At 70.2% G+C, this 23,516-nt stretch carries 18 protein-coding genes; 9 read left to right on the forward strand and 9 right to left on the reverse strand.

Annotated features, from left to right (window positions below; translation table 11 throughout):
• The first annotated feature begins 106 nt into the window (after positions 1-106).
• On the forward strand, positions 107-1,036 hold the full coding sequence (locus REH65_RS17880; RefSeq protein ID WP_406688393.1) for an SGNH/GDSL hydrolase family protein: 930 nt from the start codon (positions 107-109) through the stop codon (positions 1,034-1,036).
• Here the strand turns inward: REH65_RS17880 and REH65_RS17885 are convergent.
• The 6 genes from REH65_RS17885 to REH65_RS17910 all read right to left on the reverse strand — a co-directional run bounded on the left by REH65_RS17885 (position 1,004) and on the right by REH65_RS17910 (position 9,720).
• The gene (locus tag REH65_RS17885) at positions 1,004-2,218 is read right to left on the reverse strand and encodes an ROK family transcriptional regulator (RefSeq protein ID WP_281457555.1); all 1,215 of its coding nucleotides are present in this window, start codon (positions 2,216-2,218) and stop codon (positions 1,004-1,006) included. The genes REH65_RS17880 and REH65_RS17885 overlap by 33 nt on opposite strands.
• Positions 2,219-2,680: 462 nt before the next feature.
• On the reverse strand, positions 2,681-4,498 hold the full coding sequence (locus REH65_RS17890; protein ID WP_281457554.1) for a phosphoenolpyruvate carboxykinase (GTP): 1,818 nt from the start codon (positions 4,496-4,498) through the stop codon (positions 2,681-2,683).
• Positions 4,499-4,931: 433 nt separating this feature from the next.
• Positions 4,932-5,693, reverse strand: coding sequence for a DUF6802 family protein (locus tag REH65_RS17895; RefSeq protein WP_406688394.1), 762 nt, complete (start codon positions 5,691-5,693; stop codon positions 4,932-4,934).
• A gap of 157 nt (positions 5,694-5,850) precedes the next feature.
• Entirely contained in the window at positions 5,851-7,698 is a 1,848-nt protein-coding gene (locus REH65_RS17900; protein WP_406688395.1) for a dynamin family protein, read from the reverse strand.
• Between the two features lie 37 nt (positions 7,699-7,735).
• Complete coding sequence (gene grpE / locus REH65_RS17905; protein WP_406688396.1) at positions 7,736-8,071, reverse strand: nucleotide exchange factor GrpE; 336 nt, start codon at positions 8,069-8,071, stop codon at positions 7,736-7,738.
• Between the two features lie 128 nt (positions 8,072-8,199).
• A complete protein-coding gene (locus REH65_RS17910) occupies positions 8,200-9,720 on the reverse strand; it encodes a dynamin family protein (protein ID WP_406688397.1) in 1,521 nt (506 codons plus the stop codon).
• Positions 9,721-9,930: 210 nt separating this feature from the next.
• Here REH65_RS17910 and REH65_RS17915 point away from each other — a divergent pair, with 210 nt between their 5' ends.
• The 3 genes from REH65_RS17915 to REH65_RS17925 all read left to right on the forward strand — a co-directional run bounded on the left by REH65_RS17915 (position 9,931) and on the right by REH65_RS17925 (position 12,558).
• Positions 9,931-10,728 (forward strand): HAD family hydrolase, encoded by a 798-nt coding sequence (locus REH65_RS17915; RefSeq protein ID WP_406688398.1) that lies wholly within the window; start codon positions 9,931-9,933, stop codon positions 10,726-10,728.
• A 163-nt stretch (positions 10,729-10,891) separates the two neighbouring features.
• Positions 10,892-11,836 (forward strand): ABC transporter ATP-binding protein, encoded by a 945-nt coding sequence (locus REH65_RS17920; RefSeq protein ID WP_281457549.1) that lies wholly within the window; start codon positions 10,892-10,894, stop codon positions 11,834-11,836.
• A complete protein-coding gene (locus REH65_RS17925) occupies positions 11,833-12,558 on the forward strand; it encodes a hypothetical protein (protein WP_281457548.1) in 726 nt (241 codons plus the stop codon). Before REH65_RS17920 ends, REH65_RS17925 begins: the two co-directional genes overlap by 4 nt.
• 541 nt (positions 12,559-13,099) lie before the next feature.
• Here REH65_RS17925 and REH65_RS17930 read toward each other — a convergent pair.
• Entirely contained in the window at positions 13,100-13,564 is a 465-nt protein-coding gene (locus REH65_RS17930; RefSeq protein ID WP_406688399.1) for a universal stress protein, read from the reverse strand.
• Between the two features lie 232 nt (positions 13,565-13,796).
• Between REH65_RS17930 and REH65_RS17935 the strand changes: the two genes are divergently transcribed.
• The 4 genes from REH65_RS17935 to REH65_RS17950 all read left to right on the forward strand — a co-directional run bounded on the left by REH65_RS17935 (position 13,797) and on the right by REH65_RS17950 (position 18,543).
• On the forward strand, positions 13,797-14,372 hold the full coding sequence (locus REH65_RS17935; RefSeq protein WP_281457546.1) for a hypothetical protein: 576 nt from the start codon (positions 13,797-13,799) through the stop codon (positions 14,370-14,372).
• 328 nt (positions 14,373-14,700) lie between these two features.
• Complete coding sequence (gene trmB / locus REH65_RS17940) at positions 14,701-15,345, forward strand: tRNA (guanosine(46)-N7)-methyltransferase TrmB (protein WP_406693189.1); 645 nt, start codon at positions 14,701-14,703, stop codon at positions 15,343-15,345.
• 228 nt (positions 15,346-15,573) lie between these two features.
• Complete coding sequence (locus tag REH65_RS17945; RefSeq protein WP_281457545.1) at positions 15,574-16,782, forward strand: nitric oxide synthase oxygenase; 1,209 nt, start codon at positions 15,574-15,576, stop codon at positions 16,780-16,782.
• A gap of 429 nt (positions 16,783-17,211) precedes the next feature.
• Positions 17,212-18,543, forward strand: coding sequence for an amidohydrolase (locus REH65_RS17950; protein WP_281457543.1), 1,332 nt, complete (start codon positions 17,212-17,214; stop codon positions 18,541-18,543).
• A gap of 102 nt (positions 18,544-18,645) precedes the next feature.
• On the opposite strand, the gene REH65_RS17955 is transcribed toward REH65_RS17950, so the two are convergent.
• On the reverse strand, positions 18,646-19,338 hold the full coding sequence (locus REH65_RS17955; RefSeq protein ID WP_281457542.1) for an SDR family oxidoreductase: 693 nt from the start codon (positions 19,336-19,338) through the stop codon (positions 18,646-18,648).
• A 131-nt stretch (positions 19,339-19,469) separates the two neighbouring features.
• On the opposite strand from REH65_RS17955, the gene REH65_RS17960 reads away from it, so the two are divergent.
• Complete coding sequence (locus REH65_RS17960) at positions 19,470-20,789, forward strand: MFS transporter (protein WP_406693190.1); 1,320 nt, start codon at positions 19,470-19,472, stop codon at positions 20,787-20,789.
• A gap of 333 nt (positions 20,790-21,122) precedes the next feature.
• Here the strand turns inward: REH65_RS17960 and REH65_RS17965 are convergent, their stop codons facing one another.
• Positions 21,123-23,180: a PhoX family phosphatase gene (locus REH65_RS17965; protein WP_281457541.1), complete on the reverse strand. Its 2,058-nt coding sequence runs from the start codon at positions 23,178-23,180 to the stop codon at positions 21,123-21,125.
• Between the last annotated feature and the right edge of the window lie 336 nt (positions 23,181-23,516).

A 23,516-nucleotide genomic window follows, 5' to 3' on the forward strand; every position in this document is an offset into this window, starting at 1 on the left:
ATCGGGGGATTCCCGGCCGCCGAGCGGGTGCAATCCCGGCTCTCGGGGAGGTTCTCGTGCTCAGATCGAGAGGTTTGGTCGTCTTGATCGGGTTCGGGAGGTCTTCGTGCTGGGGTTGCGGTTGCCGGTGGTCGCGGGTGCCGGGGTGTTGGCGTTGCTGACGGCGGGAGTTCCCGCAGCGGCGCGAGGGGATGCGGCGGCACGAGGGGATGAGGACGCGTTCGAGTACGTGGCGATGGGGGATTCCGCGGCGGCCGGGCCGCTGGTGCCGGGTCCGGACCCGAACCTGCTGTGCTTCCGGTCCACGATGAACTACCCGCAGATCGCGGCGGCGCGGTTGGGCGCCCAGCTCCGGGACGTGACGTGCTCGGGCGCCGACACCGAGGACTTCTCCGGCCGCCAGCACTTCGTGCTGCCACCGCAGTACGAGGCGCTGAGCGACTCCACCGACCTGGTCACGGTCACCATCGGCGGCAACGACGTGTCCCTGGTGCAGGCGGCGGTGTCCTGCCTGAACGCGCTGCCGGAACCGGTGGGGGCGTCCTGCGCGGACCGCTTCACCGCCGACGGCGGCGACGAGCTGGCCGAGCGCATCGACGAGTTCACCCCGGACCTGGACGCGGCGCTGGACGAGATCGGCGACCGGGCGCCGAACGCGGAGGTCGTGGTGGTCGGCTACGGGACCTACCTGCCGCCGGGCGGCTGCTACCCGAAGGAACCGATGTGGGCCCGCGACGCCGACTACATCCAGTCCAGTGTGGACAGGTTGAGCGAGCGGCTGGGCGAGCGGGCCCGCGCGCACGGCGCGACGTTCGTCGACCTCGGCCCGGTCAGCGAGGGCCACGACGTGTGCCGGGCGCCGGAGCAGAAGTACTTCGAGGGCGTCGTCCCGACCTCGTGGGCCGCTCCCCTGCACCCGAACGCCCAGGGCATGGCGGCCTTCGGCAACGCCGTGGCGGACGCGGTCTCGGGAACCCAGGCGGATTCGGGAACCCAGCCGGGCTCAGGAACCCAGCAGCGTGTTGAGGCGGGGTGAGTAGGCGTGGTCGAACACCAGTGACGCCGCGCCGACCGCGGCGGCGTCCTCGCCGATCAGCGCGGACTCGACGCGCACCGGGCGCACCTGCGGCGCCCACACCTGCGCGGTGATCACCTTCGACACCCGGTTGCGCACCAGCTCGGAGACGTGCCGCAGCGCGGGTCCGCCGAGCACCACGCGGTCCACGTCGAGGACGCTGACCACCGAGGCGAGGGCCTGGCCGAGGCGGGTCGCGGTCTGCCGCAACACCTTGCGGGCCGCGGCCTCCCCGGCCACCGCGTCCTTGCACAGCTGGTCGTAGGCGGCGGCCACCGAGGTGGGCGCTGGGCGGCCGATGGCCGCGCGCCAGTCGGCGACGACGGCGCGCATCGAGCAGTAGGCCTCCAGGCAGCCGCGCCTGCCGCAGTGGCACTCGCGGGCGCCGCCGCTGTGCACGTGGCCGATCTCGCCGGCGTTGTTGCTGACGCCGCGGTGCACCTGGTCGCCGAGCACGACGCCGATGCCCACGCCGGTGCCCAGGTAGACGTAGACGAACGAGCCGGAGCGCTGCGCGCAGCCCGACCAGCGCTCGCCGATGGCGGCGGCGGTGGCGTCGTTGTCCATCACCACCGGCAGCGCGAACCGCTCCTCGACGAGGTCGGCGAGCGGAACCTCGGTCCAGCCCTCCAGGTTCGGCGGGTCGAGGACCTTGCGGTGCGCGGGATCCAGCGGCCCGGGCACCGCGAGCCCGGCGCCGAGCACGCGGTCGGGTTCGAGCCCGGAACGGCGCACCAGCTGCTGGCCGATGCGGGTGAGCGCGGCGGCGACGGACGAGGGCGTGGCGTCGTGGGGAAGCCGCCGGGTGGCGCGCAGCCGGACGCCGCCCGCGAGGTCGACGAGGACGCCGGTGATGCGCTCGGGGTCGAGGTGCAGGCCGATGGCGGAGTGGGCGTCCGGGGCGACCTTGAGCAGCACCCGCCGCTTGCCGCCGGTGGAGGGCGCGTGCCCGTTCTCGGTGACCAGCCCTTCGTCCATCAGCCCCCGCACGATGTTGGACATCGTCTGGGCGGTCAGCCCGGTGCGCTGCGCGAGTTCCACGCGGCTGATCTCGCCGTGACGCCGGATCGTGTCCAGCACGACCGCGCGGTTGAACCCACCGACCCTGGGCAGATTCGTCCCCTGCCACGACGCACTCGCCATCGAGCTCTCCTCGTTGAGACGCGCATGATCACTGACTTGTGCAAACGATTGGACTTGAACTGCCCAAGCAGTGTGATCCGGATCTCAGGTCGATCGCAAGCGTCGCAGGCCGGAGGAGCCAGATGCGCCGGGAACCGCGTTGGGCTGTCCGGGAGTGGTGCAGTTTTCATGAAAACCGCGTTCACCCGGCGTCGGGGAAGTTTTCATGAAAACTGCACCACTCGTGGGCAGATGAGGTCCTCGTGGGGACTGTGGTCCCGTGGGGTGGGGGAAGTTCTCATGAAAACTTCCCCCACCCAAAGGTCACTTAGGGACACCCGTAAGACGCGCGGCACACCGCGGGGGTGCTGGGCCCGATGCGAAAAGCGGCGGTCCCCCTCGCGAATGAGGGGAACCGCCGCTTCAGGTGGGCGCGTGACCGGGTCTTCCCACGACGAACCGGTCGCGCACCGACCGGGTTCGTCAGCCCAAGCGCTGCTTGAGGGCCTCGAACTCGTCGCGCATCGAGGTGGGCAGGTCGTCACCGATGGTGTCGAACCACTCCTGGATCAGCGGCAGCTCCGCCTTCCACTCGTCGACGTCGACGTTGAGCGCGGTCTCGATGTCCTCGGTCGGGGTGTCCAGACCGGAGACGTCGATCTCGTCGGCGGAGGGCACGCGGCCGATCGGGGTGTCGACGGCGGCGGCGTTGCCCTCCAGCCGCTCGACGATCCACTTGAGCACGCGCGAGTTCTCGCCGAAGCCCGGCCACACGATCTTCTTGCCGGACTCGTCGCGGCGAAACCAGTTGACGTAGTAGATCTTCGGCAGCTTGGAGGCGTCCGCGTCCTTGCCGGTGTTCACCCAGTGCTGCAGGTAGTCGCCGACGTTGTAGCCGATGAACGGCAGCATGGCCATCGGGTCGCGACGCACGACGCCGACCTGGCCGGAGGCCGCAGCGGTGGTCTCCGAGGACATGGTGGCGCCCATGAACACGCCGTGCTGCCAGTTGAACGACTCGTTGACCAGCGGAACCGTGGTCTTGCGGCGACCGCCGAACAGGATGGCCGAGATCGGCACGCCCTGCGGGTCGTCCCACTCCGGCGCCAGGATCGGGCACTGCGACATCGGCGTGCAGTAGCGCGAGTTCGGGTGCGCGGCCTTGACGTCGCTGTCCGGGGTCCAGTCGTTGCCCTTCCAGTCGGTCAGGTGCGCGGGCGTCTCGCCGCCCATGCCCTCCCACCAGACGTCACCGTCGTCGGTCAGCGCGACGTTGGTGAACAGCGAGTTGCCCTTCTCGATGGTGCGCATCGCGTTCGGGTTGGTGTGCTCGTCGGTGCCCGGCGCGACGCCGAAGAAGCCGGCCTCGGGGTTGACCGCGTACAGGCGGCCGTCCTCGCCGAAGCGCATCCAGGCGATGTCGTCGCCGAGGGTCTCGACCTTCCAGCCCGGGATGGTCGGCTGCAGCATCGCCAGGTTGGTCTTGCCGCACGAGGAGGGGAACGCGGCCGCCACGTAGTGGACCTTGTTCTCCGGGGAGATCAGCTTGAGGATCAGCATGTGCTCGGCGAGCCAGCCCTCGTCGCGGGCCATCGCCGAGGCGATGCGCAGCGAGTAGCACTTCTTGCCCAGCAGCGCGTTGCCGCCGTAGCCGGAGCCGTAGCTCCAGATCATCCGCTCCTCGGGGAAGTGGGTGATGTACTTGGTGTCGTTGCACGGCCACGGCACGTCCTGCTGACCCGGCTCCAGCGGCGCGCCCACCGAGTGCAGCGCGGGGACGAACGGGGCGTCGGTGCCCAGGCGCTCCAGCACCTTGGCGCCCATCCGGGTCATGATGTGCATCGAGACCACGACGTACTCGGAGTCGGTGATCTCCACGCCCAGCTTCGGCTCCTCAGCGCCCAGCGGACCCATGCAGAACGGGATGACGTACATCGTGCGGCCGCGCATGGAGCCCCGGTAGAGCTCGGTCATGGTGGCCTTCATCTTGGCCGGGTCCATCCAGTTGTTGGTGACCCCGGCGTCTTTCTCCTCGACCGAGCAGATGTAGGTCCGCTCCTCGACCCGCGCCACGTCGGACGGGTCCGACGCCGCGTAGAACGAGTTCGGCTTCTTGTCGAGACGCGTGAAGGTGCCGGCCTCGACGAGGCGGTCGGTCAGTCGCGTCCACTCGTCCTGCGAACCGTCACACCACACCACGCGATCGGGTGTGGTCAGCTCCGCGACCTCTCGCACCCACGACAACAGGCGCTCGTGCTCGGTCGGGGCCTGGTCGAGACCGGGGATGGTCACTGCGGTCATCGCGACGTGTCTCCTGACTGGGCGCCACAGCCCGGATTGGTCGCCGACGGGGCTGCCCGCCGACGTTTGCAGGGAACGCTTCGCCCGGCCCGGAGAGCCGGGCGAAGTGGAAAAGGGATGCAACGAGGCTAACGGGGATAACGGCGCGCAATGAAGATCGGGGTTGTCGGTTCTCTCACAGGAACGATAAGGGAATCGATTCAGTTCGCACTTCTTCTCCGCTCGTCACGGAAATCCCGTCGCCGGGCGTGCGTGAGGTGCCAGATTTTCCGGCGAAGCGGACAGCATGCGAACGACCGGTGAACCGGAGACAGCCGCCGAATGGCGGTTGCCGCTCGCGGAACAGCGGAATGAAAAACCGCCCGATGGCCTGAGAATCGGGCCACGGGCGGGTGGTGAACTCACATTCCGTCGCGAATTCCGCGACCCGGGGTCACACCCAGGAGTCGTCCTTTCCGGAACTCGCCGGCTCGCCCTCGCAGATCTCCGGGACGGCCGCGTCGGCCGGCGGCGGGGGCGCTTGGGGGTGGGGCTGGAACTCGGGTTCGTCGAAGGTCCAGGTCGTGTCGTCGGTGGCCGAGGCCGCCCGGTTCGGCGCGTACTGGCCGTTGTCGCCGATCCGGCCCTGCTCGACCACGGTCCACTCGCCCTCGCCGGTGTGGTGCGAGATCGTCACGTCGCCGGTCTGGGTGATCTCGACGACCTGGTCCGCGGCGCCGTCGCCGTCGACGTCGGTGAGCATCACGGTGTTGCCGTTCTCGGACTGCACGACCGCGGTGTCGGCGACCCCGTCGGAGTTGGTGTCCTCGGTGGCCGGTCCGACCTGCACGTCTCCCTGCGGGGTGTCGACGACCATCTGCTTGTCGTCGTCGGCGTGCTCGTCGGCGCCGCCGGGGTGCTGCTGCGGGGCCTCCGCCGTCCACTCGCCGCTGTCGGCGTGGAACCGCGCCTGGTCGAGGACCTGCCCGTCGGCGGTGATGGTCTGCATCAGGTCGGCGTGGCCGTCGGCGTTGTCGTCGATGTAGGCGACGTAGCCGTCGTCGGTCATCACCGCGACCGTCTCGTCCAGGCCGTCGCCGTCGAGGTCGTAGTTGGCCTCGGCGGTGTACTCCTCGCCGTCGACGGTGACCTTGATGTCCCCGTCCCCGGTCCCGGTCTCCTCGATGTACACGTCGGCACCCTCCGCCGCCTTCACCTGCGAACCTTTGGACGCAGCGTAGAACCCCCAGGTTCCCACCCGGAAGAACCCGTCGTCAGGGAGAACCCGATTTCAACGGAGATCAGGGTTCCGATTTCCGTTGAAATCGCGATCACCACCCGGGTGCGGGATCCCTGACCTGGGGTTGAGCGGGTCAGGAATCGCGGAGGTTGCGGATCGCGGAGAGCAGGTGCTCGGCGCGCTCGCGGCCGGAGGAGGACTCGGTGAGGCGCCGATCGACCGTCTGCAACCGGCGGCTGCGCTCGGCGGCGTCCATCTTCAGGGCCTTGTCGACGTCCCGGAGCTCGGCGTCGATCGCCTCGATCCGCCTGGTCAACGCGTCGTCCAGGGCCAGCGAGAGCTGCTGCTCGGCCTCGATGAGCTGTTCGGCGACCAGCTGGTCCAGGGCCGAGCGGGCGTCGGCGATGGCATCGGTGAGCCACTGCTTGAGGTGCTGCTTGTCGGCCGCGTGCTTGCGGGTGCGGGCCAGCCACCAACCCGCGCTCAGGCCGAGCACGATCGTCACCGGCAGCACCACCGGGTTCAGCGTCGCCACGCCCAGCCCGGCCAGCGGCATCGCCGCCGCGCGACCGATGCCGAGACCGCCGGAAACGCCCATGAACACCAGCAGCTTGTCCTCGGCGGTGGGCGGACGCCGGTCCGGCGGGCGCAGCTGGATCGGCGCTTGCGCGCCGCGCGCGAACTGCGAGCGGATCACGTCCAGCTCCTCGGCGGAGAACAGGTCGTTGAGGGCCTGCTCGGCCACCGCCGCCAGGCGCGTCGACAGCGTCGCGGCGATCCGGGTCGAGGCCATCTGCAGCGCGATGTCGACCTGGCGGGGCAGGTCGTCGATCTCCTTGCGGGCGGCGCCGTCGATGGACCGGCGGAACCAGTTCTGCACGTCGCGGACCTGCCGCGACACCTCGTGGCTGACCTCCACCCGGGTCCGCTGGATCTCGCCGCGCAGCTTGACCTGCCAGCCGCGGGTCGAGGAGCGGCGGGCGGTGCTGAGCTCGTCGCGGCGGGCGCGCAGCGACTCGGCCTCGTCCTCGCCGACGGTCAGCGCCCGCTTCTCGGCCTCCAGGGTCGCGGTGAGCTCGCCGAGCACGGTCGACAGCGCGCGCATCGTGTTGGCCTCGCCGAGCATCGCCGACCGGCCGGCGATCAGCCGCTGCAGCTCCTCGCGCAGCTCCACCACGCCGGACTTGCCGCGCAGCAGCTCGGCGTTGGCCGAATCCGGGGCCTGCGCGGCGCGCAGGTGCAGCCGGGCGGAGACCGGGAAGATCGGCACCTCGGCGAACCGGGGCGCGTGCTCGGCCAGCAGCCTGCGGTCCTCGGCGAGCACCTGCCGCCAGCCGCGGTGCTGATCGGTCTTGGCCAGCGCGAACACCACGGTCTCGACGCGTTCGCCGACCTGCTGCAGGAACTCCAGCTCGCCGCGGGTGAACGGGGACGAGGCGTCGACGACGAACAGCAGCGCGGTCGCCGACACCGCCGCCTCGCGGGCCAGCTCGCCGTGCAGCTCCTCCAGCCCGCCGACCCCGGGGGTGTCGACGAGCATCAGCTCGGTCAGCTCCGCCAGCGGCGCGGTGACCCGCACGTAGCGGGGCGGCAGCTGTCCTTCGGGCAGGTCGCGGTCGGCGCTGGTCCAGTTCGGCAGCTCGTCGAGGTCGAACGGCACCGGGTCCTGCTGGCCGGGATAGCAGGCCTGGGCGGACCACTGCTCGCCGTGCTCGAACCGCAGGTAGGTGCTGGTGGCGACGTCGGCGTCCACCGGCGAGAGGTTCGGGTGCTCCAGCAGCGCGTTGACCAGCGAGCTCTTGCCGCGGTTGGTCTCGCCGACGACGACCGCGCTGGGCGTGCCGGGGCGGCTGCGGCGGACCTGCTCCACCCACTCGAACGCGGTCGGGTCCGCCTCGCGCAGGAACCCGAGCAGCTTGTCCCGGGTCTGCTTGACCTGCTGCGGGAGCGCGGCGGCAGCAACACCAGGCGCCGTGGTCATGCCGTCCTCTCGGTAGGTCCCAGGCGACGGTACCGGTTCACCTGCGCAGCTGGTAGACGGTCACGACCGGGGTGCGCAGCACGCGGTCCCGGTCGGCGAAGCCGAGCAGCTCGGTCTCGGCGATGACGCCGTCGAGCTCGGGATCGTCGGTGGGCAGGGTGCCGCCGGCCTCGTGCAGGCCCGGGTCGAAGCGCTCGCCGTCGGGGCGCAGCGCGGTGACGCCGATGCGGGTGAGGCCGTCCGCGAGCCGTCCGGCCACGCCCGCGCTGCGGGCCCGGTCCACGGCGTACACGCACAGCTGGATCAGCGCGGCGCGGTCGGTCAGCGCCTGTTCGAGCGGGTCGATGACGGTTTCGCTGGTCACGGCGGTCATGTCTGTCCCCTGATCGGCGTCTGCGTCGGAGGCCTGTTCGGCGGTCTCGTGGGGATCAGACGGACCCGAAAGGACCTCGGTTCCGCTTTCGGGTGACTTCTTGGACCGCCTCCAGCTCCGCACGGTGATCACCTGGTTCGCAGTTGCTGCCAGATCAGGAAGTAAGCCCGGTGCACCACGTGCGCGACCCGGCTCTGGGCGGGCGTGGCACCGAACGAGGAGAACGAGCGCCACCAGTTGGCGCGCTCCAGCGCGAGGTCGGTCAGCTCGGCCTGCGGCAGGCCGGGACCGCCGAGCTGCTCGCCGGGATCGGTGCTGCTGCCGACCCGCATGACCTCGTCGGCCAGGTCCGGGGGCATCTCCACCGCACCGGCCGCGACCAGCGTCAACGCCTCCAGGACGCGCAGCTGGTGGGCCTCCGGCCGGGCCAGCAGGCCCTCGATCGCGTCGTGCACCTCGCGCCGCTCGTCGCGGTCGCCGGAGGCCTGCGAGAGGGCGGTGATCGACGCGAGCGCGGCGGCCGCCTTGATCCCGTCCGCGCGGACCCGGAACACCGAGTCCAGCCTGCTCAGCACCGACGCCAGGCCCGAGGCGTCGCGGATGCGGCGCCGCAGCTCCCCCGCCGTGATGTCGGGTTCGGCGTCCAGCGCCTCCAGCGCGCAGCGCACGCCGTGCAGGTCCATCCGCTCCAGCAGCTGGGTCCGGGTGCCCGCCGGGACCTCGCACTCCCAGCTGGTGAACAGGTCCGCCGACAGCAGCAGCGTCTCCCGCGTGTCCTCGTCGAGCTTGGCCAGCGAGCGCAGCGCCTCGGCGTCGGGCGCGGTGAACCCGCCGGTCTCGGCGGTCTCGGCGAGCAGCCCGATCACCGGGAGCACGTCGGCGACCTTCGGCTTGAGCAGCGCGGACTGCTTGGCGGCCAGGATCTCGGCGGCCTTCCACAGCTCGTCGCCGGAGCCCTCGACGGTGTCGGCCTCGATCATGTCGGCCTTGTTGAGCAGCGCGATCGCGTTCACCGGACCGGCCTCGCGGCTGGCGGTGGCGGCGGTGAAGGCGGCCAGCGCCTGCTCGTCGTCGGCCCGCACGCCCTGGGTGACCACGTAGAGCACGGCCTCGGCGCCGATCACGGCATCGCGCGAGACCGGATCGAGCTGTTGGGTCCCGAGCGCCTGCTCGGTGCGCGCGACCGAGTCGGAGTCCAGCGAGCCCAGGCCCGGGGTGTCGATCACCGTGAGATCGCGCAGCACGGCGTTGGTCAGGTAGGCCTCCAGGTGGGAGACCTCGTCGAAGTCCACGCCCAGGTCGGCGGGGATGCCCCCGGTGGGGTCGAACGGCACGGTCTGCCTGCGCCCGTCGTGGAACACGACCTCGACGCGGTCGACCGTCCCGTACTGGAACCGGGTGACCAGCCGAGTGCACTCACCGACGTCGGTGGGCGCCACCCGCCTCCCGATCAGCGCGTTGACCAGGGTCGACTTGCCGGACTTGATCCGACCGGCCACCGCGACCTGCAGCGGCGCTCCGAGCCGGTGCAACACCTCGCCGAACCCCTCGGCGGTGCGCTCGGACACCCGGGGCTGCAACTCCGCGCACAACCGCGCCACGGCAGCCGACAACGGGCCTGCCCAGCGCTGCTCGGGTGCCGTGTTCACGATGCCCTTCCGATGAACTCAGACATTCCGGACGTCCGGGGAATCCACCCGCCCCATCCTGCCACGCCACCCCCACCCGCAACCCCCACTCCGCGCAGGGCCACCCCACCCCACCACCCCCGCGACGAAAACCGCTGCATTCGCGCGACGAAAACCGCGGTTTTCGCGCGATGAAAACCGCGGTTTTCGACGCGCGGATAGCCTGCACGGGTGAGCGCTGACTTCAAGCCCGAACTGGTCGCCCTGGACATCGACGGGACCCTGCTGGATCCGGAGACCGACGCGATCTCCGCAGCGGTGAAGGACGCCGTGCGGCGCGCGGCCGAGGGCGGTGCGCAACTGGTCGTGGCGACCGGGCGGACCTTCCTCGGGACCGTGCCCGTGCTCGACGAACTGGGTCTGACCAGCGGATTCGCGTTGTGCTCCAACGGTGCTGTGCTGGTCGACGTGGCGCGGCGCGAGCCCGTGTCCGTCGCGTCCTTCGACGCCACCCCGGTGCTGCGGACCCTCCGCGAGCACCTGCCCGGCAGCATCTACGCCGCCGAGGACGTCGGCGTCGGCAACCTCGTCTCCGCGCCGTTCGACCCCGAGAAGCTGCACGGGCCGCAGCGGCTCACGCCGCTCGACGAGCTCACCGCCGCACCCGTGCCCCGGCTCATCGCCGAGTGGACCGGCCACGACCCGGCCGAGCTCGCCACCACCCTCGCCGACGTCCGGCTGCCGCAGTGCGCCATCACCGTCGACACCTACGAGCCCTGGGTCACCGTCGTCCCCGAGGGCCTGTCCAAGGGGGCTGCGCTGGAGAAGCTGCGCACCGAACTCGGCATCGTCCCGGATCGCACCTTCGCCGCAGGCGACGGCACCAACGACTTCGAGATGCTGAGCTGGGCGGCCCGCGGCGTGGCGATGGGGCAGGCGCCGCTCGACCTGCGCGCCGCCGCCGACGCCACCATCGGCACCGTCGCCGACGACGGGCTCGCGGTCGAGCTGAACCGCCTGTTCACCTGAAACGTCCCCCGTTCACCCGGAATGTTCCCGGTCAACCCGAAGTCCACTGTGGAGCGTCGTTGAAGGACCGGGGTGGCGATCCGGGACAACCCTGAGGTGCGTCATCCTCGGGGCCGGTTCACTACTACCGGCACTGCTCCGCGTCCCAGCAACAGGAGTGATCATGATCGAGGCGAGAGGCCTCACCAAGCGCTACGGCCAGAAGGTGGCGGTGGACGACCTGTCCTTCACCGTCAAACCCGGTCACGTCACCGGATTCCTCGGCCCCAACGGCGCGGGCAAGTCCACCACCATGCGCATGGTGCTCGGGCTCGACAACCCCACCGCGGGCGACGTGCGCATCAACGGCAAGCGCTACCAGGAGCTCAAGAACCCGCTGCGCACCGTCGGCGCCCTCCTCGACGCCAAGTGGGTGCACCCCAACCGCACCGCCCGCGCGCACCTGCGGTGGATCGCGCGCTCGAACGGCATCGGCATGCAGCGCGTCGACGAAGTCCTCGACCAGGTCGGGCTCACCGACGTCGCCCGGCGCAAGGCCGGCGGGTTCTCGCTCGGCATGTCGCAGCGCCTCGGCATCGCCACCGCGCTGCTCGGCGACCCCGAAGTCCTGCTCTTCGACGAACCCGTCAACGGCCTCGACCCCGAAGGCATCCACTGGATCCGCCGGTTCATGCAGGGCCTCGCCGCCGAAGGCCGGACCGTCTTCGTCTCCAGCCACCTGCTGAGCGAGATGTCGCTCACCGCAGAAGAACTCGTCGTCGTCGGCCGCGGCAAGCTCATCGCCCAGTGCAGCACCGCCGAGTTCGTCGACAGCGCGGGCAGCAGCTCCGTGCTCGTGCGCACCCCCGAAGCCCCGCAGCTGCAACGACTCCTCGCCGACGAGCAGATCACCGTCCGCACCGCCGCCGACGACAGGCTCGTCCTCGACGGCGTCACCACCGAGCGGGTCGGCGAGATCGCCGCGCAGCACCGCATCGTGCTGCACGAGCTCACCGCGCAGCGCGGCTCGCTGGAAGACGCCTTCATGCAGATGACCAGCGACGCCGTCGAATACCAGACCGCGCTCGGCGAGTCGCCCGAGCTGACCGCCCAGGGGGTGGCCCGATGACCCTGCTCGCCGTCGAGCGGATGAAGCTCTTCTCCACCCGCGCCCCCTGGTGGTGCATGGTCCTCGCGCTCGCCCTGCCCATCGGGTTCACCGCGCTCATCGCCGCCTACTCCGACGGGATCGCGCTCAGCACAACGCAGTTCGGGCACCAGTTCGGACTCATGGTGACCCTGGTGCTCGCCGCGCTGGCGATCACCACCGAATACCGCTTCGGCACCATCCGGGCGACCTTCGTGGCCGTGCCCAACCGCACCGCCGTGCTGCTCGCCAAGACCGCCGTCGTCGCCGTCCTCGCGCTGATCATCGGCGAGATCTGCGCGTTCGGCTCCTGGGGCGTCGCCAAGGTGCTGCTGCCCAGCTCCGACCTCGCGCTCACCACCGCCGACCAGTGGCGGCAGGTCGCCGGTGTCGGGCCGGTTTTCGCGTTCTCCGCGATCCTCGCCGTCGGCGTCGGCATGCTCCTGCGCCAGACCGCGGGCGCCGTCACCGTGCTGCTGCTGTGGTCGCTGCTCGTCGAGAACCTCGTCGCGCTCATCCCCGAGATCGGCACCGAGGCCCAGCGGTGGATGCCCTTCGTGATGGCCGACAACTTCCTCAGCGGCGAAGGCCCCCTGTCCGCGAACATGCCCCTCGGCCCCTGGGCGTCACTCGCGTACTTCGGAGCCGTCACGGTGGGTGTCTGGGTGATCGGACTCGTCGTGACCCACCGGCGTGATGCCTGACCAGCGGATTTGATCATGGAACCGAAAGCCCTTGATCAAAGCCGGGAATCCCCAGCTGGGCCCGGGAACGCGCAACGTTACCGAGCCCGGCCGAGAGTCTGGTCACGCCGACCGATAGGATCGGCTGCAAGATCGAGCGGAAGCCGATCGCACCGGGTCACATCGGACGCGGTGAGTCAGCGGACGATCACACCGTGACTCGAGAACGCTGAAGCACAACCAAAGACGACCGACTGCAGCAGCGCTCGGGGGCGCCGGCGGTCGGGACGGGGGAGGGCCCGGGCTGTCATTCGGGGGATGGCCCGGGCCCTGTGCTTTCTATCTACGATTTGAAGATCTACTTCTCTGTGGTCTTTTTGCTTGGCGGTGCGGGTAGCGGAACCTGAGCGCCTCCGTGGACTCCGTGCGCCGCTCCTTATGTATGCCAATACACGGCGTCACGGCGTACTCGCCACGAAGGCGCTCAGAACCCGCGGCGGTGCCAGCGTCTGAGGTGGGGAAAGAGAAAGCGCCTTCGGCGCTTGTCTGACGGTCGTTCTGGTTAGACGGAGGGTCTTACGACCAGTACTGGGCAGGCTGCGTGCCTTACGCATTGTTCTGCTACTGAGCCGAGCATGAGGCCTGCGAAGCCCCCTCTGCCCCGGTGGCCGACCACGAGGAGGTCCGCTCCCCTGGAGGCGGCCAGGAGGGCTTGCGGGCTCGGCGAGTGGACCGCGTGGATCTCCGTGGTGACCTCGGTGTCGCCGAGCCTGTCCTGCACCAGCTTCTCGGTCTCGCGCTCCACCTCCTGCTGGAAGGCGTCCATGCTCGGGACCGCGTTCGGCGGGCAGTCCGGAGGACGCGGGGCCGTGCGCATGCTCCAGGCGCGGACCACGTGCAGGACCGCGTTGCGGCGGGCGGCCTCCTCGGCCGCGACCGCCAGGGCTCGCAAGGACGAGGCGGAGGCGTCGACGCCGACGACCACCCCGCCGTTGATCTCCACGCGTTGGAACGTCTGATCCGGCACGCCTCTACTCCAACCGCCACGACTCCCCTTGTCGACCTGACCTCGACTAGGTCAACCGAACGAGTCTCTCATGTGATTGCGATCACATTTTACACGGTTGTCTCATTCGTCGGTTTGGCTGTGGTAAGGCATAAGTAGAGGTGTCCCGCAACCAGCGTCGCTTGGGGGCATGCGCTGGCCGTGGGCGAGTAGTTCGGCTCGCGTCTTTCTCCACACCAGAGGAGTGGGCCACATGCTGTCTTCACAAGAGAGTGCTCTGATCGTTCTTCCCCGAAGCGGGGGTGTCCGCGCCAAGCACGACGGCAACGACGTCCAGCTGGAGCCGGTTCCGCGACTCGAGTGGTCGCTGGCGACCGAGGCGCACCCGCCTGCCACCGAAGCCGCGACACCCGCGTCGCTTCGCCGCAGCTGGATCCACACCGCCTCCGAGCGCCAGGTCCTGGAGCTCTTCCGCAAGCTCAACGGCGCTGCGCGCCGGCTGCCCGCGCCCTGGTGGCTGCGCGCGCTGGACCGCGGCGACATCGCCTCGCGCGCCGAGGCGTTCAAGATCGAGGACGAGGTGCACGCGATCCTCTCGTCGCGCCCCGGCTGGGTCTTCGTGCCCTGGGTCGGCACCAGCGAGGCCGGGTACTGGGAGTACGCCCCGTCCGACCGCGGCGACGTCCGGATGCCCACCACGATCGTCCTCACCGACGACCACGACGGCTGGCTCAACGCCGTCCCCGCCTACGGCGAGACCGAGTCCCTGCCGGTGCCGACCAGCACGGGCAAGCTGCTCTCCCTGCTCCCGCAGGTCGAGGCCTGGTGACTTCAAGAACAGCGGTCGTCTTGCTCGGCGGTGCGAGCAGCGGAACCTGACGCGCCGTCCGGACCCCGTGCACCTCTCCTGATGCACGCCGATGCACGGCGCCGCGGTGTACTCGCCGGACGACGTCTCAGAACCCGCGGCGGGGCGAGCTGCGAGCGGGGTGTCGACGTCTCGCGACTTCGTGGCTCGTGTCGGGCAGCGCTGCGCACCCTCCACGCGGTGACGGGGACGCGCTGCCGGTTTGCGATAATTCGTCCTCGTGAATTCCTCTGACCAGCAGGTTCCGTTCCGCCGTACCGTCGTCAGCTACGTCCAGCGGGGCGAGCGGATGACCGTCGGGCAGCAGCGGGCCTGGGACCGCCACTGGGCCGAGCTCGGCGCCGACGTCACCGAGCTGCCGGAAGGGCCGCTGGACGTGGAGTCCTGGTTCGGCCGCTCCGCGCCCGTGGTGCTGGAGATCGGCTCGGGCATGGGCGAGACGACGGCGCAGCTCGTCGCCGCGCAGCCGGACGACAACTACCTGGCGGTCGAGGTCTACAAGCCCGGTCTGGCCCAGCTGATGCTGCGCGCCGAGAAGCTGGAGGTCTCCAACCTCCGGCTGCTGCGCGGTGACGCCATCGTGCTGCTGCGCGACCACGTCGAACCGGGGTCGCTGGACGAGGTGCGGATCTACTTCCCGGACCCGTGGCCGAAGAAGCGGCACCACAAGCGCCGCCTGGTCCAGCCCGAGTCCGTCGCGCTGATCACCTCGCGGCTGCGACCTGGCGGTGTCCTGCACCTGGCCACCGACTGGGAGAACTACGCCGAGCAGATGCGCGAGGTCTGCGAAGCGGAACCGGGCCTGCGCAACCGCTACGCCGACGAACCCGGCGGCTGGGCCCCGCGCCCCGACTGGCGCCCCATCACCAAGTTCGAGAACCGCGCCCACGACGAGGGCCGAGAGATCCACGACCTCATCTACGAACGCCCCTGACACCCCTCCCCGTGTCGAAAACCGCTGTTTTCATCGCGCGAAAACCGCGGTTTTCGACTTGAGGGGGTTGGGAGTTCACTCTTTTGGCGGATCAAGGGTTGCGGTGATCGGGTCGATGTCAGTTACATCGGGTCAGCGGAACACCTGATCGTGGCTGCTCAAGATCACCGGAAAGTGATGGCCTGAGGGCTGCTCAGGCGGTGGTTCCGGAAGTTAGGTTCTCGCGGCGTGACGGCCATTCGCGAGGAACTCAGCCCGAGCCCGACGAACCCGACGGTGACCGCAGCCGAGGACTTCCTGCGCTCCTTCCACTCCGCGCACCCCGAAGCCGGCTCGCTCCGCGACCGGCTCGCCGAGGTGCGGCGCAGCATCGCCGAAACCGGCACCTACCGGCACACCACCGCCGAGCTCACCCACGGAGCCCGCGTCGCGCTGCGCGACAGCGGCTGGTGCACCGGCGGCCTGCCGTGGAACCGGGTCGAGGTCCGCGACCTGCGCGGCCTGCGCAACGCCTCGGCCATCGCCAGCGAGTGCTTCGAACACCTGCGGCTGGCCACCAACGCCGGCCGTATCCGGCCGCTGATCACCGTCTTCGCCCCCGACGCCCCCGAGTCGGCGGGCCCGCGGATCTGGAACGAGCAGGTCGTCCGCTACGCCGGCTACACCCTGGCCGACGGCGGTGTCCTCGGCGACGCCCGCTACCAGGGATTCACCGCGCAGGCGCAGCGGCTCGGCTGGAAACCCCCGGCGCCGCGCGGCCGCTTCGACCACCTGCCGCTCGTCGTGGAGACCGAGCACGAGGGCGTCAAGCTCGTCCCCGTGCCCCGCGACGTCGTGCAGGAAGTGCCGCTGGAGCACCCCGACTACCGCTGGTTCGAGGAGCTCGGCCTGCGCTGGCACAGCGTCCCGCTGATCAGCAACATGCACCTCGACATCGGCGGCATCCGCTACCCCGCCGCGCCGTTCAACACCTGGTTCGTGGGCACCGAGATCGGCACTCGCGGGCTGGCCGACGACCAGGCCTACGGGCTGACCCGGCAGGTCGCCGAGCGGCTCGGCATGGACACCTCCACCGAGCGCAGCCTGTGGCGGGACCGCGCCGTCGTCGAGATCAACCGGGCCGTGCTGCACTCCTTCGACGCCGCCCGCGTCACCATCACCGACCACCACAGCGAAGCGCTGCACCGGCTGGAATGGCTGCGCTCCGGCCCGCGCACCAGCGGATCCGAGCCCGCCTTCACGGTGAGCAGGAACGCGGCCCGGCGAGCCAGGAGCGGAGCGGACGATCCACCAGAGCCGGCGGAGCGGGTAACCGTCCGCCGGGTGCAGGAACCACCGCCGCAGGCCTCGGCTCCAGAAGAGCGAATTCGGCCCCGCTACGACGTTCTGGCCCGGATGAGCCGCCGGTGTCTGGGCACGGACCTGCCCCAGGACTGATCCGGCGGCGCTTGCGGTCCCGACCGCCGTAGCCCTCCAGCAGATCCGGCAGCACCGAGCTCAACGCCATCAGCAGCAGGGCGATCATGGCGATGGCGGCGGCGATCGCGGTCATCGTGGTCTCGAACATGGTGAACCTCCCCGACTCGGTTCCTCCTCCCCAGCGTGGCGGTTGAGCGGGTGCTCGCGGATCGGCCAGCCGGGGATGTTTTCCCTGATCATTCGGTCGGCGCATCGGGGACCTGCCCCTAAGGGGGCGGGTCGCTCCCACGGCCTGACTCCAGAGTCGGGCACCGGGGCGGAAACCGGTATCGGCCGCCGGGCCAGGAAAACCGGGCCCGCAGATCAGCCGATCGGCCAGCGCACCTCGGTCTTTCGGCCAATCGCGGGAACGTCCGGGGCCGGAACGGGGTGCGGCAGAATGCGGTCATGCCGACCGCACTCCGCCTGCACGCACCGATGGCACTGCCCTGCGACCCGACCTGCTCGGTCATCCGGGACGCGGTGGTCGACGTCGACGACACCGGCCGCATCACCTACTGCGGACCCCGGCAGGGCGCGCCGGAGCGCTCCAACGACGTCACCGTCCGCGAATGCGGCGGCATCCTGCTGCCCGGCCTGATCAACGCGCACGCCCACAGCCCGATGACCCTGCTGCGCGGCATGGGCGCGGACCTGCCGCTGCTGCGCTGGCTCAACGAGGTGATCTTTCCGGCCGAGGCGCGGCTGCGGCCCTCCGACGTCCGCGCCGGCATGGAGCTCGGCTGCGTCGAGATGCTGCGGGCGGGCGTGACGACCAGCGCCGAGATGTACTTCATCACCGAGTCGATGGTCGAGGCGACGCTGGCGGTCGGTTCCCGCGCGGTGCTGGCCACCGCCGTGATCGACACCCCCGCGCTGGAGGCGCTGGGCGGCTGGCGCGGCGCGGTCGAGGGCATCGACCGCTGGATCGACGCCGACGGCCTGCGCTTCGGGCCGGGTGAGCGCATCGAGCTCGCCTACGGCCCGCACTCGGCCTACCTGCTGCCGCCGGAAGCCCTGCAGACCATCGGAGAATCCGCCCAGCAGCGCGGCGCGCTGGTGCACACCCACGTCGCCGAGACGCTCGCCGAGGACGCGGTGCAGCGCGAGGAGTACGGCTCGGTGCCGGCGCTGCTGGACAAGCTGGGCGTGCTCGAAGGTCGTGTCATCGCAGCGCACGGCGTGCACCTCGGCGACGACGACATCGAGCTGCTCGCGCGTCGCGGCGTCGGTGTCGCGCACTGCCCCGGTTCCAACGCCAAGCTCGCCTCCGGAACCGCGCGGCTCGTCGAGCTGCTGCGCGCCGGCATCCCGGTCGGCCTGGGCACCGACGGCCCGTCCAGCAACGACGACCTGGACCTGTGGGAGGAGGTGCAGCTCGCGGGCCTGCTGGCGCGCACGGTCACCGGTGACGCGACGGCGCTGAGCGCGCGGGCCGCGCTGCTGGCCGCCACCCGCGGCGGGGCCGAGGCGCTGCACCGCGACGACATCGGCGCGCTGGAACCGGGCCGCTGGGCCGACATCGTGCACCTCGACGTCGACAACCCCGCGTTCGCGACGGGTTTGGACGCGCCCGACGAGCAGGTGCTGTCCAACGTCGTGTGGGCGGCGGGTTCGCGCAGCGTGCGGGACGTCTGGGTGGCGGGCGAGGAGGTCCTCAACGACCGCGAGCCCACCCGCGTCGACCGCCGCACCGTGCAGGCCGCGGCTCGGACGGCGGCGCAGCACGTGCGCGGCTGACGCGGCAGGGGACGGTTCCTCCTCGAATCACCCGTGATCGATGTCCGAAACGTCGGGACGATTCGAGGAAGAACCGCCCCCGCCAGGCGTCGCCCGCAGGGTTCAGGCCGCGGCGGGGCGAACGATGATCTCGGTGAGGTGTGAGTCCTCGGTGGCGTTCACGGCCGAGATGATCGGCTTCGCCACCGACTCGGGACGCAGGTAGCGGTCGGCCTCGAAGGCGCCGCCCTCCTGCTCGCGGACCGAGCGCTGCATGTCGGTCGCGGTGCGACCGGGGAACACCGAGGTCACGCGCACGCTGTTGGTGGCCTCCTCGGCGCGCAGCACGTCGGCGAAGGCGCGCAGCGCGAACTTGCTCGCCGCGTAGGCGCCCCAGTTCGGCTTGGCGCTGAGGCCCGCGCCGGAGTTGACCAGGACGACGTGTCCCTGGGCGGCGCGCAGCTGGGGCAGCAGCAGGCGGGTGAGCTCGGTGACGGCGAAGAGGTTCACCTCGAAGGTGCGCCGCCACGAATCGCCGGTGGCGTCGGCGATCTGGCCGAGCTCGACGAGTCCGGCGCAGTGCACCAGGACGTCGACTCGCTCGATGTCGGTCGCGGCGTCGGCCAGCGCGGCGTGGTCGGTGAGTTCCACCGGCCACTCGCGGGCGGCGCCGGGCAGTTCGTCGATCAGGGTCTGGATGGCGTCGGTGTCGCGGCCGCCCAACAACAGGTCATGAGTGTGGGACAGCTCACGCGCGACCGCGGCCCCGATGCCTCGTGAGGCGCCGGTGACCAGGGCAATCGGGCGTTCTGGCATGTCTGTAACGCTACAGGTGGTGCATTTCACCCGAGTGACCGGCCGTCCCATCCACCGGTCCTCCCTTGACCCGGTGGCCGAGCGGCGCGTATGCCCTTCGGGTGAGCAGCGTCAACGTCGCCTCTGCAGAGATGCAGAACCGGGTCCTGCGCAAGGTCGCGATCCGGCTGATGCCCTTCCTGTGCCTGCTGTACTTCGTCAACTACCTGGACCGGGTGAACATCGGGTTCGCCGGGCCGAACGGGATGAACGACGAACTGGGCATGACCGCAACGGTCTTCGGATTCGCCTCCGGGATTTTCTTCCTCGGCTACCTGGTGCTGGAGGTGCCGAGCAACCTCGCTCTGCACCGCTTCGGCGCCCGCAAGTGGCTCGCCCGGATCATGATCACCTGGGGGATCGTCGCGACCGTGATGGCCTTCGTGCCGAACGCGACGGCCCTGGTGGTGCTGCGGTTCCTGCTGGGCGTCGCCGAGGCCGGGTTCTTCCCGGGCATCATCCTGTACCTCACGTACTGGTTCCCCGCGGTGCAGCGGGCCAAGGCCGTGGCGCTGTTCATGGCGGCCGTCCCGGTCTCCAGCGCCATCGGCGCGACCGTGTCCAGCGCGCTGATCTCCAGCGGTCACGGCGTCTTCGGCCTGTCCGGCTGGCGGTTCATGTTCCTGGTCGAGGGCGTCCCGGCGATGCTGCTGGCCGTGGCCACCTGGTTCTTCCTCACCGACCGGCCCGAGCAGGCCAAGTGGCTCAAGGCCGAGGAGCGGGAGTGGCTGTCCGGGCAGCTGGAGGCCGAGCGCGCCGAGACCGAGGCCGCCCACGCGTGGCCGCTGCGCAAGGCCCTCACGCACCCGCGGATCCTGGCGCTGGCGTTCGTCTACTTCGGCATCGCCTACGGCCTCTACGCGCTGGGCTTCTTCCTGCCGACGATCATCAAGGGCTTCGAGCAGCAGTACGGCACGGACCTGTCCACGATGGAAGCGGGTCTGGTCACGGCGGTTCCGTACGTGATCGGCGCGATCGCGATGGTGATCTGGGCGGCGCACGGCGACCGCACCCGCGAGCGGGTCTGGCACGTGGCGCTGCCGATGCTGCTCGGCGGCGTCGCGATCCCCGTCGCGCTGTACCTGGGCAACCCGTACCTGGCGATGGTCGCGGTGACGATCTGCGCGGTCGGCGTCTGCGCCGCCCTGCCGACGTTCTGGGCGCTGCCCAGCAACTTCCTCGCCGGTGCCGCGGCGGCCGGCGGCATCGCGCTGATCAACTCGCTGGGCAACATCAGCGGCTTCGCCGCCCCCTACGTCACGGGCGCGCTGGCCGACGTCACCGGCTCCCAGCGCTCCGGGCTCTGGGTCGTCGGCATCGTCATGATCGCCGCCGCCTTCACGGTCATCGCCCTGAAGTCGGCCCCCAAGCAGAACCCCACCTCCGAACCCAACCCCACCCCCGAGTCCTGATCCCGCCCCCGAAGCCTGATCCCGCCGGGACAACGCGATTTCAATGGAACTTCGGTCCCCGATTTCTATGGAAATCAGGACCCCGACTTCCATTGAAATCGGGTCCACGGAGGTGACCAGCTCCTGACGTAGGGTTCAGGTGACGGGAATACGGCCGTAGTCCGGTACCGGATTGCGGCCGTATTCCGTCATCCGCCTTGGGACAGGAACCCCTTTGGGGGGCGGGGCATCCGCCTCAGGACGGGTCGCGCGCCTCGGGACGGGGGTGGTGGGCCCGGAACGCAACGAGGGCCCCCGGCTTCCGCCGGAGACCCCCGCGCTCGCAAGGTGAGATCAGCCGCGGCCGATCTCACCGCCGTCCTCGCGCCAGATCGCCACGACCGACGGGCGCGGCTGGGAGGTGCCGCCGTCGGGCCAGTGCGATGCCGGGTTGCCCGCGTTGTGCCCGTCGATCTCGCCGGGGTGCTGGACCGCGACGGTCACGACCTTGTCGCGCACCACGGGACCGCAGGTCTCGGCGCCCTTGGGCACCGTCAGGAACTGCTTGACGAAACCGCGCTCGGGACCGTCGACCGGCACCGCGAACAGGCCGTCGTTGGAGTCCAGCGCGTTGCCGTCGGTGGAGATCCACAGGTTGCCGTGGCGGTCGAAGGCCACGTTGTCCGGGCACGAGATCGGGCTGACCTGCGCCTTGTCGAAGCCGCCGAAGTAGGTGCCCGCGTCGTTCGGGTCGCCGCACACCAGCAGCAGGTTCCAGCCGAAGCGGGTGCCGGTGGTGTCGTCGTCGAGCTCCAGCACGTGACCGTGCTTGTTGCCGACGCGCGGGTTGGCCTCGTCCGGAGCGGCGTTGCCCTCGCTGCCGCGGTTGCTGTTGTTGGTCAGCGCGCAGTAGACCTTGCCGTTGACCGGGTTCGGCTGGATGTCCTCCGGCCGGTCCATCTTGGTGGCACCGGCCTTGTCGGCGGCCAGGCGCGTGAAGACGTAGACCTCCTCGGCGGTGAAGCCGGGGACGAAGGACTCGGTGCCGCTGGCCAGCGCGATCCACTCGCCGATGCCGTCGAACTTGCCGTCGGAGGGCAGCGTCCCGGTGCCGTCGATCTCGCCGGCCGGGCTGTTGCCGGTGAACTTGGCGACGTAGAGCGTGCCGTCGTCGAGCAGGCTCATGTTGTGCCTGCGGGCCAGGGCGCTGGTGCCCTGCTTGACCTTGCCGCGGGAGACGAACTTGTAGATGTAGTCGAAGCGCTCGTCGTCACCGGTGTAGGCCACGACGCGGCCGTCGTCGGCGATCTGGACGGCGGCGCCCTCGTGCTTGAAGCGGCCGAGAGCGGTGTGCTTGACCGGCGTGGAGGTCGGGTCGTTCGGGTCGATCTCCACGATCCAGCCGAACCGGTTGACCTCGTTGGGTTCCTGCGCGATGTCCCAGCGCTTGTCGAACCGCTCCCACTTGCGGGTGCTGGCGGTGCCTTCGAAGCCGTAGCGGTCGAGGCGCTCCTTGGCGGCCGGGTCGGTGACCGTGTCGGCGTTGGCGAAGTACTGGTTGAAGTTCTCCTCGCCGGACAGGATCGTGCCCCACGGCGTGAGGCTGCCGGAGCAGTTGTTTTGGGTGCCGAAGACCTTCGTGCCGGTCGGGTCGACCGAGGTCTTGAGCAGGTCGCTGCCCGCGGCGGGTCCGCGCAGCTCGAACGGGGTGTTGAGGGTGATGCGCCGGTTGTAGCGGCTCGGCGCCGGCTTGAGGCCGCCGTCGTCCTGGCGCTCGACGAGCACCACCGAGAGGCCGTGCGCGGCCCAGGCGATCTTGGCCTGCTCCTCGGTGGGGTTGTTCTCGTCGTAGCCGAGGAACATGTGCTCCTCGGTGGTGTACTCGTGGTTGCACACCAGCAGGCTCTGGGAACCGGTCCGGTCCAGGGCGATGAGCTCGGCGAAGTCGTTGTTGTAGCCGAACTGCTTCTCCTGGGCGGCGGCGCTCTGGTTCGCGAAGTCGAACTCGGGCGCGCCCTCGACGACCGGGTCTCCCCAGCGGATCACGACGCCTTGCCGGTAGCCGTCGGCGGTGACCACGGCGTCCTCGGTGTTCGGCGCGACGGGCGCGAAGTCGGTGCCGGGCACCGCGCCGCCGGTCGCGGCGGGCCGGGGTGCGGCGGCCGCGGTGCCGGTGAGCAGGGACGCCCCGCCGACCGTGAGCGCGAGCGCGCCGGTGGCCTTGAGCGCGCCGCGGCGGCTGAGCACGGACTCGACGATGTCACCGAAGTAGGCGTTACCGGAGGTGTTCGGCGCCTCGTGCTGGCATGCGTTGCCGCAGCGGTACTTGCAGGTGATCGAGGATCGGCTCGCGCTGTGGTGGGACGCGAGGGGGAGCGGGATGACCCGCCCGCTGTCCTGTCGGGAAGACAAGCGGACCTCCAGGAGATTCGTTCGGAACACTCGAACGCTAGACAGATCGGGCGATCTCCCCGGTACATCCGGGTGAACAAGAACCGAACAAGCAACGCAGAGTCGCCAAAACCAGCGCCCGCCACCCCACCGGTCACCCGCCGACGCCTCGCCACACCCTCCCCAGGTCAAAAACCGCAACATTCGTCGGTCGAAAACAGCGGTTTTCGACGGACGAATGCTGCGGTTTTCGACCGACGAAAACCGCTGTTTTCGATCCCGGGTGAGTTGGGAGGGGTGGAAAAATCGGTTTCGGGGGTGGGGTGGGGGCTTGTAGGTTTGTCGACATGGGGCTTT

This window comes from Saccharopolyspora sp. ID03-671, from assembly GCF_045278815.1.
Taxonomy (GTDB): domain Bacteria; phylum Actinomycetota; class Actinomycetes; order Mycobacteriales; family Pseudonocardiaceae; genus Saccharopolyspora; species Saccharopolyspora ipomoeae.